Raw genomic sequence first — 16543 nt, forward strand, 5'->3', positions numbered from 1 at the left:
TCAGGCTAAGAACAGCGGCCTCCAGGAATTCGTAAGGCATAATTATTTAACTATATGAAGAACATACGTAACTTTTCGATCATTGCTCACATTGACCACGGTAAGTCGACGCTGTCTGACCGTATTATCCAGATTTGCGGTGGCCTGTCTGATCGTGAAATGGAAGCCCAGGTTCTGGACTCCATGGACCTGGAACGCGAACGTGGTATCACCATTAAAGCGCAGAGCGTTACGCTCGATTACAAGGCGGCTGATGGTGAAACCTATCAACTGAACTTTATCGACACCCCAGGCCACGTTGACTTCTCCTATGAAGTTTCACGCTCGCTGGCGGCCTGTGAAGGCGCGCTGCTGGTGGTGGATGCCGGGCAGGGCGTAGAAGCTCAGACCCTGGCAAACTGCTACACCGCGATGGAAATGGATCTTGAGGTTGTACCGGTTCTCAACAAAATTGACCTGCCGGCAGCCGATCCAGAGCGCGTAGCGGAAGAGATTGAAGATATTGTCGGTATTGATGCGACCGATGCTGTGCGCTGCTCGGCGAAAACCGGCGTGGGTGTTCCTGACGTGCTGGAACGTCTGGTGCGTGATATTCCACCGCCAGAAGGTGACCCGGATGCGCCACTGCAGGCGCTGATCATCGACTCCTGGTTCGATAACTACCTGGGCGTTGTCTCGCTGGTACGTATTAAAAACGGCACCATGCGTAAAGGCGACAAAATCAAGGTGATGAGTACCGGCCAGGTCTATAACGCAGACCGTCTGGGGATATTCACGCCAAAACAGGTTGACCGTACTGAGCTGAAATGCGGCGAGGTGGGTTGGCTGGTGTGTGCAATTAAAGACATCCTCGGTGCACCGGTTGGCGATACGCTGACGCTGGCGCGTAATCCGGCAGATAAAGCACTGCCTGGCTTCAAAAAAGTGAAGCCGCAGGTCTATGCCGGTCTGTTCCCGGTCAGCTCCGACGATTATGAGAACTTCCGTGACGCGCTTGGCAAACTGAGCCTGAACGATGCTTCCCTGTTCTACGAGCCAGAAAGTTCAACGGCGCTGGGCTTCGGCTTCCGCTGCGGCTTCCTCGGCCTGCTGCACATGGAGATCATTCAGGAACGTCTGGAACGTGAATACGATCTGGATCTGATCACTACCGCACCCACCGTAGTGTATGAAGTAGAGACCACGTCGAAAGAGGTTATCTACGTCGATAGCCCGTCCAAACTCCCGCCGCTGAACAATATTCATGAGCTGCGTGAGCCTATTGCAGAGTGTCACATGCTGCTGCCGCAGGAATTCCTGGGCAACGTGATCACGCTGTGTATTGAGAAACGTGGCGTACAGACCAACATGGTTTACCACGGTAACCAGGTGGCACTGACCTACGAAATCCCGATGGCGGAAGTAGTACTCGATTTCTTCGACCGTCTGAAGTCGACCTCTCGTGGCTATGCGTCACTGGATTACAACTTCAAACGCTTCCAGGCCTCTAACATGGTGCGTGTGGACGTGCTGATCAACGGCGAGCGTGTTGATGCGCTGGCGCTGATCACCCACAACGATAACGCGCCGTACCGTGGCCGTGAGCTGGTTGAGAAGATGAAAGAGCTGATCCCACGTCAGCAGTTCGACATCGCGATTCAGGCGGCTATTGGCAACCATATTATCGCCCGTTCTACCGTGAAACAGCTGCGTAAAAACGTTCTGGCTAAATGCTATGGCGGTGACGTCAGCCGTAAGAAAAAGCTGCTGCAGAAGCAGAAAGAAGGTAAGAAGCGTATGAAGCAGGTCGGTAACGTTGAACTGCCGCAGGAAGCATTCCTTGCCATTCTTCATGTTGGTAAAGACAGCAAATAACTTTAAGGAGTTGGCATGGCGAACATGTTTGCCCTGATCCTGGTCATCGCTACCCTGGTGACGGGTCTGTTGTGGTGCCTGGATAAGTTTATTTTCGCCCCGAAACGCCGTGAACGTCAGGCTGCCGCGCAGGCAGCCACTGGCGAACAGCTGGATGCGAAAACCCTGAAGAAAGTCGGCCCGAAACCGGGCTGGCTGGAAACGGGTGCATCGGTATTCCCGGTGCTGGCGATCGTTCTGGTCGTGCGTTCGTTTATTTACGAGCCATTCCAGATCCCATCAGGTTCAATGATGCCAACGCTGTTGATTGGCGATTTTATTCTGGTCGAGAAGTTTGCCTACGGCATTAAAGATCCTATTTACCAGAAGACGCTGATCGAAACCGGTCATCCTAAACGTGGCGACATTGTGGTATTTAAATACCCGGAAGATCCGCGTCTGGACTACATCAAACGTGCTGTAGGTTTGCCGGGTGATAAAGTGACCTACGATCCGGTAGCCAAAGAAGTGACCGTACAGCCAGGCTGCAGCTCCGGTACTGCATGTGAAAACGCGCTACCAATCACTTACTCGAACGTTGAGCCAAGTGATTTTGTGCAGACCTTTGCTCGTCGCAATGGTGGCGAGGCAACCAGCGGTTTCTTCCAGGTACCAAAAGGCGAAACCAAAGAGAACGGGATCCGTCTGGTCGAACGCAAAGAGACGCTGGGTGATGTTACGCACCGTATCCTGACCGTACCTATTGCGCAGGATCAACTGGGTATGTACTACCAGCAACCAGGTCAGCAGCTTGCCAGCTGGATCGTACCGCCGGGACATTACTTCATGATGGGTGATAACCGCGATAACTCTGCGGACAGCCGTTACTGGGGCTTTGTGCCGGAAGCGAATCTGGTTGGTAAAGCGACCGCAATCTGGATGAGTTTTGAGAAACAGGAAGGCGAATGGCCGACCGGTGTCCGTCTGAATCGTATTGGCGGCATCCATTAATTCTCATTAATTGAACACGTAGCCGTGGTTATTCGCGGCTACGTGAATTATTTAAGCGATAAATCTGTTTGAACTAACGACATCCCCTGTCGTTGTGTATAGAATATTCCCCCGAAGTTTAAGGTTGGCCCTGTAAGGGTGCCACGGCACACGAAACCGCGTTGGTTTTCTCAGGTCGGTTTCGTGTGCTGCATTTTTGACGCATTCATTTATTGGTATCGCATGAACCCCATCGTAATTAATCGGCTTCAACGTAAGCTGGGCTACACTTTTCATCATCAGGAGTTGTTGCAACAGGCATTAACCCATCGAAGTGCCAGCAGCAAACATAATGAGCGTCTCGAGTTTTTAGGCGACTCTATTTTAAGTTTCGTGATTGCCAATGCGCTTTATCATCGTTTCCCGCGTGTGGACGAAGGTGATATGAGCCGCATGCGCGCCACGCTGGTACGGGGTAACACCCTTGCGGAAATCGCACGCGAATTTGAACTGGGTGAATGTCTGCGTCTTGGGCCGGGTGAACTGAAAAGCGGCGGCTTCCGTCGTGAATCTATTCTTGCCGATACGGTCGAGGCATTAATCGGTGGCGTGTTCCTGGACAGCGATATCCAGACCGTAGAAAAGCTGATCCTGAACTGGTATCAGACCCGTCTGGACGAAATCAGTCCGGGCGATAAACAAAAAGATCCTAAAACGCGTTTGCAGGAATATTTGCAGGGTCGTCACCTCCCGCTGCCATCTTATCTGGTGGTGCAGGTGCGTGGTGAAGCGCACGATCAGGAATTTACCATCCATTGCCAGGTCAGTGGCCTGAGTGAACCGGTGGTTGGCACAGGTTCTAGCCGTCGTAAGGCGGAACAAGCTGCCGCCGAACAGGCGTTAAAAATGCTGGAGCTGGAATGAGCGAAGAAAAAACCTATTGCGGATTTATTGCCATCGTCGGACGTCCGAACGTCGGCAAATCCACCCTGTTGAATAATCTGCTCGGGCAGAAGATTTCTATCACCTCTCGTAAGGCGCAGACCACGCGCCACCGCATCGTCGGTATTCATACTGAAGGCGCGTATCAGGCGATTTATGTCGATACTCCTGGCCTGCATATGGAAGAGAAACGTGCCATTAACCGCCTGATGAACAAGGCGGCGAGTAGCTCGATTGGCGACGTAGAGCTGGTAATTTTCGTTGTGGAAGGCACCCGCTGGACGCCAGACGACGAAATGGTGCTGAACAAGCTGCGTGATGGCAAAACGCCGGTGATCCTGGCTGTCAACAAAGTGGACAACGTGCAGGAAAAAGCCGATCTGCTGCCGCACCTGCAGTGGCTGGGCAGCCAGATGAACTTCCTCGATATCGTTCCGCTGTCTGCTGAGACTGGCCTGAACGTCGATACCATCGCGGGTATCGTGCGTAAGCATTTGCCGGAAGCCATTCATCACTTCCCGGAAGAGTACGTTACCGATCGCTCCCAGCGTTTTATGGCCTCTGAAATCATCCGTGAAAAACTGATGCGTTTCCTGGGCGCAGAGCTGCCGTATTCAGTGACGGTTGAGATCGAACGTTTCCAGAGCAACGAGCGTGGTGGTTATGACATCAACGGCCTGATCCTCGTTGAGCGTGAAGGGCAGAAGAAGATGGTGATTGGCAACAAAGGTGCCAAGATCAAAACCATTGGCATCGAAGCCCGTAAAGACATGCAGGACATGTTTGAAGCACCGGTTCACCTGGAACTGTGGGTGAAAGTGAAATCTGGCTGGGCCGATGATGAGCGTGCTCTGCGCAGTCTCGGTTACGGCGAAGACCAGTAGTTTTCATACTCTATGGCTTTCGAGGTGCAGGAAGGCGGCAAGACCGCGAATCCCCGGGAGCTTACTTCAGTAAGTGACTGGGGTGAACGGGCGCAGCCAACGCACCTGCAACTTGAAAGACGACGAGTATGATGGAAGGATGGCAGCGCGCCTTTGTATTGCATAGTCGTCCCTGGAGCGAAACCAGCCTCATGCTGGACGTCTTCACGGAAGAGTCGGGCCGCGTGCGCCTTGTTGCGAAAGGCGCACGTTCCAAACGTTCTAATCTGAAAGGTGCATTACAGCCTTTCACACCGCTGCTGGTTCGCTTTGGTGGGCGAGGGGAAGTCAAAACCCTGCGCAGCGCTGAAGCCGTTTCCCTGGCGCTTCCCCTTTCTGGCATCACGCTGTACAGCGGTCTGTATATCAATGAACTCATCTCACGCGTTCTTGAACATGAGACCCGCTTCTCTGAACTTTTCTTTGATTACCTGCACTGTATCCAGGCGCTGGCTGGCGCAACCGGTACGCCTGAACCCGCATTGCGCCGGTTTGAACTGGCGTTGCTGGGGCATCTGGGATACGGCGTCGATTTTTTGCACTGTGCCGGCAGCGGTGAACAGGTCGAAGATACAATGACCTACCGTTATCGCGAGGAAAAAGGCTTTATTGCCAGCGTCGTCATCGATAACAGTACCTTCACTGGTCGTCAGCTCAGGGCGCTGTTTGAACGAGAGTTCCCGGATCAGGATACCCTGCGCGCCGCAAAACGCTTTACCCGAATTGCGCTCAAGCCGTATCTTGGTGGCAAGCCCTTAAAGAGCCGCGAATTATTCAGGCAATTTATGCCTAAGCGTTAGATTACTGTATTAAAAGAAAATCGAGGATTGTCATGGCTGAATTACTGTTAGGCGTCAACATTGATCACATCGCTACGCTGCGTAATGCGCGCGGCACGGCTTATCCTGATCCGGTTCAGGCGGCATTTATCGCCGAGCAGGCTGGCGCTGACGGCATTACCGTTCACCTTCGTGAAGATCGCCGCCACATTACCGACCGTGATGTGCGTATCCTGCGTCAGACGCTGGATACCCGCATGAATCTGGAGATGGCCGTTACCGAAGAGATGCTGACGATTGCCTGCGACACCAAACCGCACTTCTGCTGCCTGGTACCGGAAAAACGTCAGGAAGTCACCACCGAAGGCGGCCTGGATGTGGCCGGTCAACGCGACAAAATGCGTGATGCCTGCAAACGTCTGGCGGATGCGGGCATTCTGGTTTCTCTGTTTATTGATGCGGATGTCGAACAGATCAAAGCCGCGGCTGAGGTGGGCGCGCCGTATATCGAAATCCACACGGGTTGCTATGCCGACGCTAAAGACGATGCTACACAACTCAAAGAGCTGGAGCGTATCGCCAAAGCGGCCACCTATGCGGCAAGCCTGGGACTGAAGGTTAACGCCGGTCACGGCCTGACCTACCACAACGTGAAAGCGATTGCTGCACTGCCAGAAATGCACGAACTGAACATTGGTCACGCCATTATTGGCCGGGCGGTGATGAGTGGTCTGAAAGAGGCGGTCTCAGAAATGAAACGCCTGATGCTGGAAGCACGCCAGTAATGGCCATTCTGGGCTTAGGCACGGACATTGTTGAAATAGCCCGTATTGAAGAGGTGATCGCCCGTAGCGGCGATCGCCTGGCCAGACGCGTGCTGAGCGACAATGAATGGGTTATCTGGGAAGCGCATCAACAGCCTGTGCGCTTTCTGGCAAAGCGTTTTGCGGTGAAAGAGGCGGCAGCGAAAGCCTTTGGTACAGGCATTCGCAACGGCCTGGCATTTAACCAGTTTGAAGTGTTCAACGATGAGCTGGGTAAACCGTGTCTGCGTCTGTGGGGCGAGGCGCAAAAACTGGCGGAAAAACTTGGCGTGGCACACATGCATGTGACGCTTGCCGATGAACGCCGCTACGCCTGTGCCACGGTGATTATTGAAAGTTAAAGTTTGTCCGCGTGATGCATCAGGACAAACTTGTCCCACAGTTGTTCTTCGCTTTCGACGTGTGCCGGATCTTTGAGGATAGTATTGGGGATAGGGCACACTTTCTGGCAGGTCGGCGTTTCATAGTGGCCGATGCATTCAGTGCAACGGTCGCTGTTAATCTCATAAATGCGGTCACCCATTGAAATTGCCTGGTTTGGGCATTCGGGTTCGCACATATCGCAATTGATGCATTTTTTGGTGATTAACAGCGCCATCAGGAAATTCTCAGAAACAACACAAACAGGGCGGGCATTATATGCGCATTCCCTGCTCAAACCAATTTTTTTACCAGCTCTTCACTGTGACGGATACGTTTCGGGGCATGCTCCAGATCTTGCTGAACCAGCGCCATAAACAGCAGATCGGTCAGCATCATTTGCGCGCTGGTGGACGAGATAGCGGCGCTGCGTGTGGCCTGCTCCTCCGCAATGGTATACAGACAGCGCGTTGCCCGCTGTTGTAGTGAATTGGGGGTAAAACCGGTGATTGCCAGAATTTTACCGCCGACACGCAGGGCCTCATCGGTGGCCATGTTGATCTCGCGACGCTCGCCGGAATAGGAAATAGCCAGCAGTAGATCGCCAGGATCCATCGCCTGCACGGTGGCCAGAAGGGCATGCATATCCTGTTCGACAATGGCGTTATAGCCGATTTTTGTCAGCTTCCAGCCAAAATTACGCGCCACTAAGCCGGAGGCACCAATTCCGGTCAAAATGATACGCCGGGCAGTGCGCAGCATCGCTACGCTTTCCAGCAACTTCTCTTCAGTATTCACGTCAAGGGTGGCGTGCATGGCCGCCACATTCTCTTTGATGAGCTTTTCGCCCACCAGACGCATCGGGTCATCGCCACGGATCTGATTATGCACCGGCATCGACTGCGGATTAGGGTTATTCACCAGTGCTTCGCTAATCGCCAGCTTCAGTGCCGGGAAGCCTTTAAAGCCAATCTTCTGGGCAAACTTCACCACGCTGGACTGACTTACACCGGCCTCACTCGCCAGCTGTTGCGAGCTGAGATGGCGCGCGTGATCGGGCTGAGAAAGTAAAAAATCCGCCAGCTTTTTGTCGCTTTGAGCAAAGCCCGCATAACGCTGGCGAATGCGAATTAAACAGTTCATAGGTTCTCCTGGCGAAAATGTGATTGTCTGCGCAAATAAGAATTTTGCTCGCCTGAATGAATTTTATATTCCATTATAGTGTGATTATTATGAATTAAAAATTCTCGAGGTACAAAGATGAATCTTGGCTCACTTGTTTCTGAAGCGCGTAACCCGCAAACGCTGGATCTGGATGCACTCTCCACCCTGGAGTTGGTTAACCGTTTCAATCAACAGGATACGCTGGTCGCGCTGGCAGTGAAAGAGACATTGCCGGAGGTCGCGAAGGCGGTCGATGCGGCGGCGGCGGCGCTGAAAGCCGGCGGTCGCATTATTTATATGGGAGCGGGCACCAGCGGGCGTCTTGGGGTACTGGATGCATCCGAATGTCCGCCGACCTTTGGCGTCCCACACGGTCTGGTTGTCGGGCTGATTGCCGGTGGGCCAGGTGCATTACTGAAAGCCGTCGAAGGGGCGGAAGACAGCAAACAGTTGGGCGAGGACGATCTGAAGGCACTGAACCTGACCGCGCAGGATCTGGTTGTCGGGCTGGCAGCATCCGGACGTACACCTTATGTCATTGGGGGGCTGGAATACGCCAGACAGACCGGCTGCACCACGGTGGCTATCTCCTGTAACCCAGGTTCGCCGATTGCGCAGGTTGCTGCCATTGCAATCTCCCCGGTTGTCGGGCCAGAAGCGCTTACCGGCTCCACGCGTCTGAAATCAGGAACGGCACAAAAGCTGGTGCTCAATATGATTTCCACGGGAGCAATGGTGAAGTTCGGTAAGGTCTACCAGAACCTGATGGTGGATATGAAAGCCACCAATATTAAGCTGGTGGACAGAGCCTGCCGTATGGTGGTGGAAGCGACAGGGGCAAGCCGTGAAGAGGCTGAAGCGGTACTCAAACAGACGGACTACGACGTGAAGCCCGCCATTCTGATGATCCTGAGTGGGCTGGATGCTGCTGCTGCGAGAGCGAAGCTCAATGTGCATCATGGATTCTTACGGGCGGCATTAGAAAACTAAAAAGAGGCGTGTATGGAAAAAACAGCAGCGCTCGCCAGCGGGATTTTGCAGGGTATCGGCGGGGAAAAAAATATTCAGCGTCTGGAAAACTGCATGACGCGCGTGCGCGTCGAAGTGCATGACGATGACCAGCTGGATATCGCGCGTCTTAAGCAACTCCCCGGCGTGAGCGGATACGTCAAACAGGGGCAACAGCATCAGCTGATTGTCGGGCCGGGTAAGGCGGCGCAGGTCGTGGATAAGATGCGTACGCTGATGGGCGGGGAGGTAGAGGCGTCGTTTGACGATGCCGAACGCACCAAAACGCAGGTTAAGGCCAAATACAAAGCCCCGATGAGCGATGCGCTGCGACAGCTGGCAAACGTCTTTATTCCGCTGATCCCGGCGTTTATTGCCTCCGGGTTGATCACCGGGATCATCAATATCCTCAAGCGCCCGGATATCGTGGGGGACTTTGCGACCCACTATCCAAATTTACTGGGCATTCTGGGGATCTTCGGCAGCGCCGTGTTTGCCATCATGAACATTCTGGTGGGGGTCAACACCGCGAAGGTGTTTGGCGGCTCGCTGGCAATGGGCGGCGTGATGGCGGGCATTCTTTCCAGCCCACAGCTGGCTCAGATTACGCTCTTTGGTGAGGCGTTACAGCCGGGGCGCGGCGGTGTTATCGCCGTGCTGCTGGTGGTCGCGCTGATGTGCTGGATAGAGAAGCGGCTGCGGAACATTCTGCCGGGTTCTCTGGAGCTGATCCTCAATCCGCTGCTGACCACGCTGGTTACGGGCAGCATTGCTATCATTGCGCTACAGCCACTGGGCGGCTGGATCTCCGAATCCATTGCGCATGGGGCATCCTGGGCTATCGATCGCGGTGGGTTCCTCGTCGGTGCGGTGCTGGCCGGGACTTTCCTGCCGTTGGTGCTGACGGGGCTGCATCAGGGGCTGGTGCCGATCCACGTTGAACTGGTTCAGGCGCATGGTTATAACGCACTGTTCCCGATACTGGCGATGGCCGGGGTCGGGCAGGTGGGGGCTTCGATTGCCGTGCTGATGAAAACCCGTAATACGCGACTGAAAAAAGTGATTAAAGGGGCGCTGCCGGTTGGCTTGCTGGGGATTGGTGAACCGCTAATTTTCGGTGTCACGCTGCCGTTAGGCAAACCTTTCCTGGGAGCCTGTCTTGGCGGTGCGGTGGGCGGGGCGCTGATCAGCTACTGGAAGGTGGCGACGGTGATCACCTTTGGGATCTCCGGTTTACCTCTGGCGCTCACGATCGTCACCGGAAAAGTGATGCTCTATCTGGCAGGTTTTCTGGTCGCGGTGATCGCCGGGTTCCTGTTTACCTGGCTGTTAGGATTCAACGATCCCGAAGAGTGAGTTCTACCCGGTCAAAGCAAGATCTCAGCAACTCGAATAGTCTTATCCATAGCGGGTGTGTATAATGCCGCCCGCTTTTAGACTGGAGTATCAACCGTTGTCCAACCCCGAGCTTGATCATGAATACTGGATGCGCCACGCGCTGATGCTGGCTCAACGCGCGTGGGATGAAGGCGAAGTGCCCGTGGGTGCGGTGCTGGTTCATAACAACCAGGTGATTGGGGAAGGGTGGAACCGCCCTATTGGCCGCCATGACCCCACCGCTCACGCTGAAATCATGGCGCTTCGTCAGGGCGGGCTGGTGCTGCAAAACTATCGCCTGCTCGACACCACGCTGTATGTCACCCTTGAACCGTGCGTGATGTGTTCCGGCGCTATGGTACACAGTCGTATCGGTACTCTGGTCTTTGGTGCGCGGGATGAAAAAACCGGCGCGGCCGGTTCGCTGCTGGACGTGCTTGGACACCCGGGGATGAACCACCAGGTGAAGACTATCGGCGGGGTACTTGCACCAGAGTGTTCGGAGCTATTAAGTGATTTCTTTCGAATGCGGCGTCAGCAGAAAAAGCAACAAAAGGCAGAATTGAAGTTGTCGGACGATTAATTTCGTCCGGAGCCACGACCGGATAGCTTTGTGCCAGCTGTTTGGTCTCTACCGCCTCTTTTTCCTTCTCCAGCAGATAACCTACCAGGCTAATCTGATACTTACGAATATTCTCCACATAGGCGTAGGCTTCATGCCCGCGCGCATAACCGTAGGTCAGCTTGTTGTACCACGGCTTCTGGCTCAGCAGCGGCAGACGCTGTTTTACGTCAGACCAGCTATCCGGGTTGCCTTTCGTTTTGGCCGTCAGCGTGCGTGCATCCAGCATATGTGCGTAGCCCATGTTGTAGGCTGCCAGCGCAAACCAGATACGTTCCTCTTCCGGCACCGTGTCCGGGACTTTGGTCATCATATCCTGCAAATAGCGCGCACCGCCGCTGATACTCTGTTCTGCATCGGTACGGTCGCTCAGGCCGAGGCTCTGCGCAGTATTTTTGGTCAGCATCATTAAGCCGCGGACCCCGGTGGGGGAGGTGGCCTGGGTATCCCAGTGCGATTCCTGGTAGGAGATGGCTGCCAGCAACCGCCAGTCGATCTCCTGCGCGTACTTTTCGAATAGCGGTTGCAGATCCGGCAGTACGCTATCCACTGCGCGCAGGAAGGTGCGGGTATCGACGTAATCAAAGTCTTCGCCATGCCCAAGATACTTCTCTTCCAGGCGCGCCAGCGTGCCATCCTCATTGATGGAGTTGAAGAAATCGAGCATCGCTGCCGGAACGGTCTGATCGTCATCCCGCTGTGTGAACCAGGTCACTGGCTGTTCGTCAGTGACATCAAGTGCCACGGCGATTTCAGGATGAACGCGCTGGAAAAGGCTAATCGCTACAGAATCGGCAATGGTGTAGTCCAGCTTCTTGTCTTTCACCTGCTCAAGCAGTTCAGTCGTGCCAAGTTTAGGGTCAACCGTCCAACTGAGTGCCGGGTATTTCTTCTCTTTAAGCCCACGTAAATCGTCAATCACCACATGTCCGGGGGCGATGATTAATTGCTGATCGTTAATGGCGGCCAGCGTTCGCGGACGCTGATTGCCGACGCGGTAAACCAGCTGCTGTGAAACGGAGTAGTAGGTTGGGCCTGGCTGATAGTTCTTGCTGCGCTCGCTGTTGTACACCAGCCCGGCGGCGAGGATATCGGCATCGTCGTTATCCAGGTCATCAAACAGCTGGCTGATGTTCTGGCGTACGGTAATTTTGAGCTTCACTCCCAGGTAGCTGGCGAACTGCTGAGCCAGTTCATAATCCAGACCGATCGTTTTGCCGTTGATGTCGCCGTAAATCAGCGGTGAGCTCAGGGTACTGACGCGCAACTCCCCCCGCGCCTTAATCGCAGCGATACGGTTTTCGGCTTTGCCGAACCAGGGGATAGAAGGCCAGAGGGCCACTGCCAGCAGCAAGGTAACAATGCCGATGAGCAGATAATTAATCTTTAATTTTTTCAATTAGTTAATTCTCTGCGACGCCGGTTGCCTCAGTATGCTGTAGCCATGTTAAGAATAAGGTTTGTCATTGAATGAGCGGCATTTTGCGCAAAGTTACGCCACTTGGCAACAAATTAGAGAGACAGGTCACATCTATCGTTAAACGTAAACGTTGATTTTATTTCGACGCAAACGGTTTCGTCTGCGCTCAGGATTCTCTATAATGACGCCCGTTTTCCCCCCTTGCGCACACTGTAAGCGCCCCGGCGCTTCGAAGACGAGAGACTTATGATGGAAATTCTGCGTGGTTCGCCTGCACTGTCTGCCTTCCGTATTAACAAATTGCTGGCACGTTTTCAGGCAGCCGACCTTCCGGTAAGCAATATTTACGCTGAGTATGTCCATTTTGCTGACCTGAATGCACCCCTGAATGCAGAGGAGCGCGTACAGCTGGAACGCCTGCTCAAGTATGGCCCAAGTCTGAGCAGCCATACGCCAACCGGCAAACTTATCCTTGCGACGCCTCGTCCTGGTACCATCTCCCCCTGGTCTTCCAAAGCCACCGACATCGCCCACAACTGCGGTCTGAGCCAGATTAACCGTCTGGAACGCGGTGTGGCGTACTATGTGGAAGCCTCTACCCTGAGCGAAGAGCAGTGGCAGGCCGTTGCCGCTGAGCTGCACGATCGCATGATGGAGAGCGTGTTTACCTCTCTGAACGACGCGCAGAAGCTCTTCTCCCATCACCAGCCTGCGCCAGTACAGAGCGTGGATTTGCTGGGGCAGGGCCGTCAGGCGCTGATTGACGCCAACCTGCGTCTCGGTCTGGCGCTGGCAGAAGACGAAATTGACTACCTGCAGGATGCGTTTGTTAAGCTGAACCGCAACCCGAACGACATCGAACTCTATATGTTTGCGCAGGCCAACTCTGAGCACTGCCGCCACAAGATTTTCAACGCCGACTGGATTATCGACGGTGAACAGCAGCCGAAGTCGCTGTTCAAAATGATTAAAAACACCTTCGAACAAACCCCTGACCACGTGCTGTCTGCCTATAAAGACAACGCAGCGGTGATGGAAGGTTCCGAAGTAGGCCGCTTCTTCGCCGATCGCGAAGCCGGGCGCTATGACTTCCATCAGGAGCCTGCGCATATCCTGATGAAAGTCGAAACTCACAACCACCCGACGGCGATCTCTCCGTGGCCAGGTGCCGCGACCGGTTCCGGCGGTGAAATCCGTGATGAAGGCGCAACGGGGCGTGGCGCTAAACCGAAAGCGGGTCTGGTCGGTTTCTCTGTTTCCAACCTGCGTATCCCGGGCTTCGAACAGCCGTGGGAAGAAGATTTCGGCAAGCCGGAACGTATTGTTACCGCGCTGGATATCATGACCGAAGGCCCGCTGGGTGGCGCTGCGTTCAACAACGAATTTGGTCGTCCGGCACTGAACGGTTATTTCCGTACCTATGAAGAGAAAGTGGAGAGCCACAACGGCGAAGAGCTGCGCGGTTACCACAAACCGATCATGCTGGCGGGCGGGATCGGCAACATTCGTGCCGATCACGTGCAGAAAGGCGAGATCGTCGTCGGTGCGAAGCTTATCGTACTCGGTGGCCCGGCGATGAACATCGGTCTGGGCGGCGGGGCGGCTTCGTCTATGGCCTCCGGCCAGTCTGATGCAGACCTCGACTTTGCTTCCGTACAGCGCGACAACCCGGAAATGGAACGTCGTTGCCAGGAAGTGATCGACCGTTGCTGGCAGCTGGGCGATGCCAACCCCATCCTCTTTATTCACGACGTGGGCGCGGGTGGTTTATCTAACGCCATGCCAGAGCTGGTGAGCGATGGTGGTCGCGGTGGTCGTTTCAACCTGCGCGACATTCTGAGCGATGAGCCGGGCATGAGCCCGCTGGAAATCTGGTGTAACGAATCTCAGGAACGCTACGTGCTGGCGGTTGCCGCCGACCAGTTGCCGCTGTTTGACGAGCTGTGCCGCCGTGAGCGCGCTCCGTATGCCGTTATCGGTGAAGCCACCGAAGAGCAGCACCTCTCCTTAAGCGATACCCACTTCGACAACCAGCCGATCGATCTGCCGCTGGACGTCCTGCTGGGTAAAACGCCGAAGATGACCCGCGACGTGCAGACCCGTAAAGCGGCGGGTAAAGCACTGGATCGCCAGGGCATCACCGTTGCTGAAGCGGTCAATCGCGTACTGCACCTGCCAGCCGTGGCAGAGAAAACCTTCCTCGTGACCATCGGCGACCGTACCGTGACCGGTATGGTGTCGCGCGACCAGATGGTCGGCCCGTGGCAGATCCCGGTGGCGAACTGCGCCGTGACCACCGCGAGCCTCGACAGCTACTACGGTGAAGCAATGTCGCTGGGTGAACGTACCCCGGTGGCGCTGCTGGACTTCGCTGCTTCTGCCCGTCTGGCTGTCGGTGAAGCGCTGACCAACATCGCCGCGACGCAGATTGGTGATATCAAACGCATCAAACTGTCTGCAAACTGGATGGCCGCAGCGGGTCACCCTGGCGAAGATGCTGGTCTGTATGAAGCGGTAAAAGCGGTTGGTGAGGAGCTGTGTCCTGCACTTGGCCTGACCATTCCGGTGGGTAAAGATTCCATGTCGATGAAAACCCGCTGGCAGGAAGGTAATGAGCAGCGCGAGATGACCTCTCCGCTGTCGCTGGTGATCACCGCGTTTGCGCGTGTGGAAGACGTGCGTCATACCATCACCCCGCAACTGGTGACCGAAGACAACGCCCTGCTGCTGATTGATCTTGGTAAAGGCAATAACGCCCTGGGGGCGACTGCACTGGCACAGGTTTATCGCCAGCTGGGTGATAAGCCCGCTGACGTGCGTGACGTGGCGCAGTTAAAAGGCTTCTACGACGCCATTCAGGCGCTGGTGGCACAACGTAAACTGCTGGCCTACCACGACCGCTCCGATGGTGGTCTGCTGGTGACCCTGGCTGAGATGGCCTTCACCGGCCACTGTGGCGTTGAGGCGAACATTGCTTCTCTGGGTGACGATCGTCTGGCGGCGCTGTTTAATGAAGAACTGGGCGCAGTCATTCAGGTGCGTGCGGCAGATCGCAATGCGGTTGAAGCTGTTCTGGCTCAGCATGGCCTGGCAGACTGCGTACACTATCTGGGTAAAGCCGTAGAGGGCGACCGCTTCGTGATTGAAGCAGACGGCCACGCGGTATTCAGCGAAAGCCGCACTACGCTGCGTATGTGGTGGGCAGAAACCACCTGGCAGATGCAGCGTCTGCGCGACAACCCGGAGTGTGCCGATCAGGAACATGACGCGAAGGCCAACGACAACGATCCGGGCCTGAACGTGAAACTCTCCTTTGATATCAACGAAGATATCGCCGCACCGTACATTGCGACTGGCGCGCGTCCGAAAGTGGCCGTGCTGCGCGAGCAGGGTGTCAACTCCCACGTTGAGATGGCGGCTGCCTTCCACCGTGCGGGCTTTGATGCCATCGACGTTCACATGAGTGACCTGCTGGCAGGGCGTACCGGTCTGGAAGATTTCCAGGCGCTGGTCGCGTGCGGCGGCTTCTCTTACGGTGACGTGCTGGGTGCGGGTGAAGGCTGGGCAAAGTCCATCCTGTTCAACAGCCGCGTGCGTGACGAGTTCGAAACCTTCTTCCACCGTCCGCAGACGCTGGCTCTGGGCGTGTGTAACGGCTGCCAGATGATGTCTAACCTGCGTGAGCTGATCCCGGGCAGTGAAGCCTGGCCGCGCTTTGTACGTAACCAGTCTGACCGCTTTGAAGCGCGTTTCAGCCTGGTCGAAGTGACGCAAAGCCCGTCTCTGCTGCTGCAGGGTATGGTCGGTTCACAGATGCCAATTGCCGTTTCTCACGGTGAAGGTCAGGTTGAAGTGCGTGATGCAGCACATCTGGCTCAGCTTGAAAGCAAAGGCCTGGTGGCGCTGCGCTTTGTCGATAACTTCGGCAAGGTCACGCAAACTTATCCGGCTAACCCGAACGGCTCGGCAAACGGTATCACCGCGGTGACCAGTGAAAGTGGTCGTGCAACCATTATGATGCCGCACCCGGAACGCGTGTTCCGTACCGTGAGCAACTCCTGGCACCCGGAAAACTGGGGCGAGGACAGCCCGTGGATGCGTATCTTCCGCAATGCGCGTAAGCAGTTGGGTTAAGTTTTAAAACGAGTGCCCTCACAGGCCCGGTAGGCGTAGCGCCACCGGGCTTTTTTTTGTCGCAATACTGCGACAACCCGATAATACAACCGTCTCCAAAAGGCGACACTTAACTTGTTGATTTATATGCATCTGATAATGTTCCCGTTAAGGTGTTGCTAATTAAC

At 55.1% G+C, this 16543-nt stretch carries 14 protein-coding genes; 11 read left to right on the forward strand and 3 right to left on the reverse strand.

What is annotated here, in order from left to right; translation table 11 throughout:
• The first annotated feature begins 54 nt into the window (after positions 1–54).
• From lepA to acpS, 7 genes are all read left to right on the forward strand, one after another.
• Entirely contained in the window at positions 55–1854 is a 1800-nt protein-coding gene (lepA, locus tag ACHHZ6_RS12770; protein WP_182272323.1) for a translation elongation factor 4, read from the forward strand.
• 15 nt (positions 1855–1869) lie between these two features.
• On the forward strand, positions 1870–2844 hold the full coding sequence (lepB, locus tag ACHHZ6_RS12775) for a signal peptidase I (protein WP_182272322.1): 975 nt from the start codon (positions 1870–1872) through the stop codon (positions 2842–2844).
• Between the two features lie 222 nt (positions 2845–3066).
• Positions 3067–3747, forward strand: coding sequence for a ribonuclease III (gene rnc, locus ACHHZ6_RS12780; protein ID WP_003860711.1), 681 nt, complete (start codon positions 3067–3069; stop codon positions 3745–3747).
• Positions 3744–4649, forward strand: a complete 906-nt coding sequence (era, locus tag ACHHZ6_RS12785; RefSeq protein ID WP_196390360.1) for a GTPase Era — start codon at positions 3744–3746, stop codon at positions 4647–4649. The genes rnc and era overlap by 4 nt, the downstream gene beginning before the upstream one ends.
• A gap of 131 nt (positions 4650–4780) precedes the next feature.
• Positions 4781–5488 carry a DNA repair protein RecO gene (recO, locus tag ACHHZ6_RS12790; RefSeq protein WP_182920057.1) on the forward strand — a complete coding sequence of 236 codons (708 nt, stop codon included), beginning with the start codon at positions 4781–4783 and terminating at the stop codon, positions 5486–5488.
• A gap of 32 nt (positions 5489–5520) precedes the next feature.
• Positions 5521–6252, forward strand: coding sequence for a pyridoxine 5'-phosphate synthase (pdxJ, locus tag ACHHZ6_RS12795; protein WP_182272320.1), 732 nt, complete (start codon positions 5521–5523; stop codon positions 6250–6252).
• Positions 6252–6632: a holo-ACP synthase gene (gene acpS / locus ACHHZ6_RS12800; RefSeq protein WP_182272319.1), complete on the forward strand. Its 381-nt coding sequence runs from the start codon at positions 6252–6254 to the stop codon at positions 6630–6632. The genes pdxJ and acpS overlap by 1 nt, the downstream gene beginning before the upstream one ends.
• On the opposite strand, the gene ACHHZ6_RS12805 is transcribed toward acpS, so the two are convergent.
• Both ACHHZ6_RS12805 and ACHHZ6_RS12810 read right to left on the reverse strand, forming a co-directional pair.
• The gene (locus ACHHZ6_RS12805) at positions 6629–6889 is read right to left on the reverse strand and encodes a YfhL family 4Fe-4S dicluster ferredoxin (protein ID WP_395122294.1); all 261 of its coding nucleotides are present in this window, start codon (positions 6887–6889) and stop codon (positions 6629–6631) included. The genes acpS and ACHHZ6_RS12805 overlap by 4 nt on opposite strands.
• A gap of 56 nt (positions 6890–6945) precedes the next feature.
• Positions 6946–7794 carry a MurR/RpiR family transcriptional regulator gene (locus tag ACHHZ6_RS12810; protein ID WP_182272318.1) on the reverse strand — a complete coding sequence of 283 codons (849 nt, stop codon included), beginning with the start codon at positions 7792–7794 and terminating at the stop codon, positions 6946–6948.
• Positions 7795–7911: 117 nt separating this feature from the next.
• Between ACHHZ6_RS12810 and murQ the strand changes: the two genes are divergently transcribed.
• The 3 genes from murQ (at position 7912) to tadA (ending at position 10783) form a co-directional block, all read left to right on the forward strand.
• On the forward strand, positions 7912–8805 hold the full coding sequence (murQ, locus tag ACHHZ6_RS12815; protein WP_182272317.1) for an N-acetylmuramic acid 6-phosphate etherase: 894 nt from the start codon (positions 7912–7914) through the stop codon (positions 8803–8805).
• Between the two features lie 12 nt (positions 8806–8817).
• A complete protein-coding gene (locus ACHHZ6_RS12820) occupies positions 8818–10179 on the forward strand; it encodes a PTS transporter subunit EIIC (protein ID WP_395122297.1) in 1362 nt (453 codons plus the stop codon).
• 64 nt (positions 10180–10243) lie between these two features.
• Entirely contained in the window at positions 10244–10783 is a 540-nt protein-coding gene (tadA, locus tag ACHHZ6_RS12825; protein ID WP_395122298.1) for a tRNA adenosine(34) deaminase TadA, read from the forward strand.
• Here tadA and mltF read toward each other — a convergent pair.
• A complete protein-coding gene (mltF, locus tag ACHHZ6_RS12830) occupies positions 10671–12221 on the reverse strand; it encodes a membrane-bound lytic murein transglycosylase MltF (RefSeq protein ID WP_182272314.1) in 1551 nt (516 codons plus the stop codon). The genes tadA and mltF overlap by 113 nt on opposite strands.
• A 267-nt stretch (positions 12222–12488) precedes the next feature.
• Between mltF and purL the strand changes: the two genes are divergently transcribed.
• Complete coding sequence (gene purL / locus ACHHZ6_RS12835) at positions 12489–16376, forward strand: phosphoribosylformylglycinamidine synthase (protein ID WP_395122300.1); 3888 nt, start codon at positions 12489–12491, stop codon at positions 16374–16376.
• Positions 16377–16543 lie beyond the last annotated feature (167 nt).

The sequence above is a fragment of the Enterobacter cloacae complex sp. 2024EL-00214 genome (assembly GCF_043945575.1).
Taxonomy (GTDB): Bacteria; Pseudomonadota; Gammaproteobacteria; order Enterobacterales; family Enterobacteriaceae; genus Enterobacter; species Enterobacter cloacae_P.

What these genes read in the sequence shown, in the direction of transcription:
- era (WP_196390360.1), top strand. Translation starts at nt 3,744, where the DNA reads ATGAGCGAAGAAAAAACCTATTGCGGATTTATTGCCATCGTCGGACGT.
- ACHHZ6_RS12820 (WP_395122297.1), top strand. Translation starts at nt 8,818, where the DNA reads ATGGAAAAAACAGCAGCGCTCGCCAGCGGGATTTTGCAGGGTATCGGC.
- ACHHZ6_RS12810 (WP_182272318.1), bottom strand. Translation starts at nt 7,794, where the DNA reads ATGAACTGTTTAATTCGCATTCGCCAGCGTTATGCGGGCTTTGCTCAA.
- rnc (WP_003860711.1), top strand. Translation starts at nt 3,067, where the DNA reads ATGAACCCCATCGTAATTAATCGGCTTCAACGTAAGCTGGGCTACACT.
- pdxJ (WP_182272320.1), top strand. Translation starts at nt 5,521, where the DNA reads ATGGCTGAATTACTGTTAGGCGTCAACATTGATCACATCGCTACGCTG.
- purL (WP_395122300.1), top strand. Translation starts at nt 12,489, where the DNA reads ATGATGGAAATTCTGCGTGGTTCGCCTGCACTGTCTGCCTTCCGTATT.
- murQ (WP_182272317.1), top strand. Translation starts at nt 7,912, where the DNA reads ATGAATCTTGGCTCACTTGTTTCTGAAGCGCGTAACCCGCAAACGCTG.
- lepA (WP_182272323.1), top strand. Translation starts at nt 55, where the DNA reads ATGAAGAACATACGTAACTTTTCGATCATTGCTCACATTGACCACGGT.
- tadA (WP_395122298.1), top strand. Translation starts at nt 10,244, where the DNA reads ATGCCGCCCGCTTTTAGACTGGAGTATCAACCGTTGTCCAACCCCGAG.
- acpS (WP_182272319.1), top strand. Translation starts at nt 6,252, where the DNA reads ATGGCCATTCTGGGCTTAGGCACGGACATTGTTGAAATAGCCCGTATT.
- recO (WP_182920057.1), top strand. Translation starts at nt 4,781, where the DNA reads ATGGAAGGATGGCAGCGCGCCTTTGTATTGCATAGTCGTCCCTGGAGC.
- lepB (WP_182272322.1), top strand. Translation starts at nt 1,870, where the DNA reads ATGGCGAACATGTTTGCCCTGATCCTGGTCATCGCTACCCTGGTGACG.
- ACHHZ6_RS12805 (WP_395122294.1), bottom strand. Translation starts at nt 6,889, where the DNA reads ATGGCGCTGTTAATCACCAAAAAATGCATCAATTGCGATATGTGCGAA.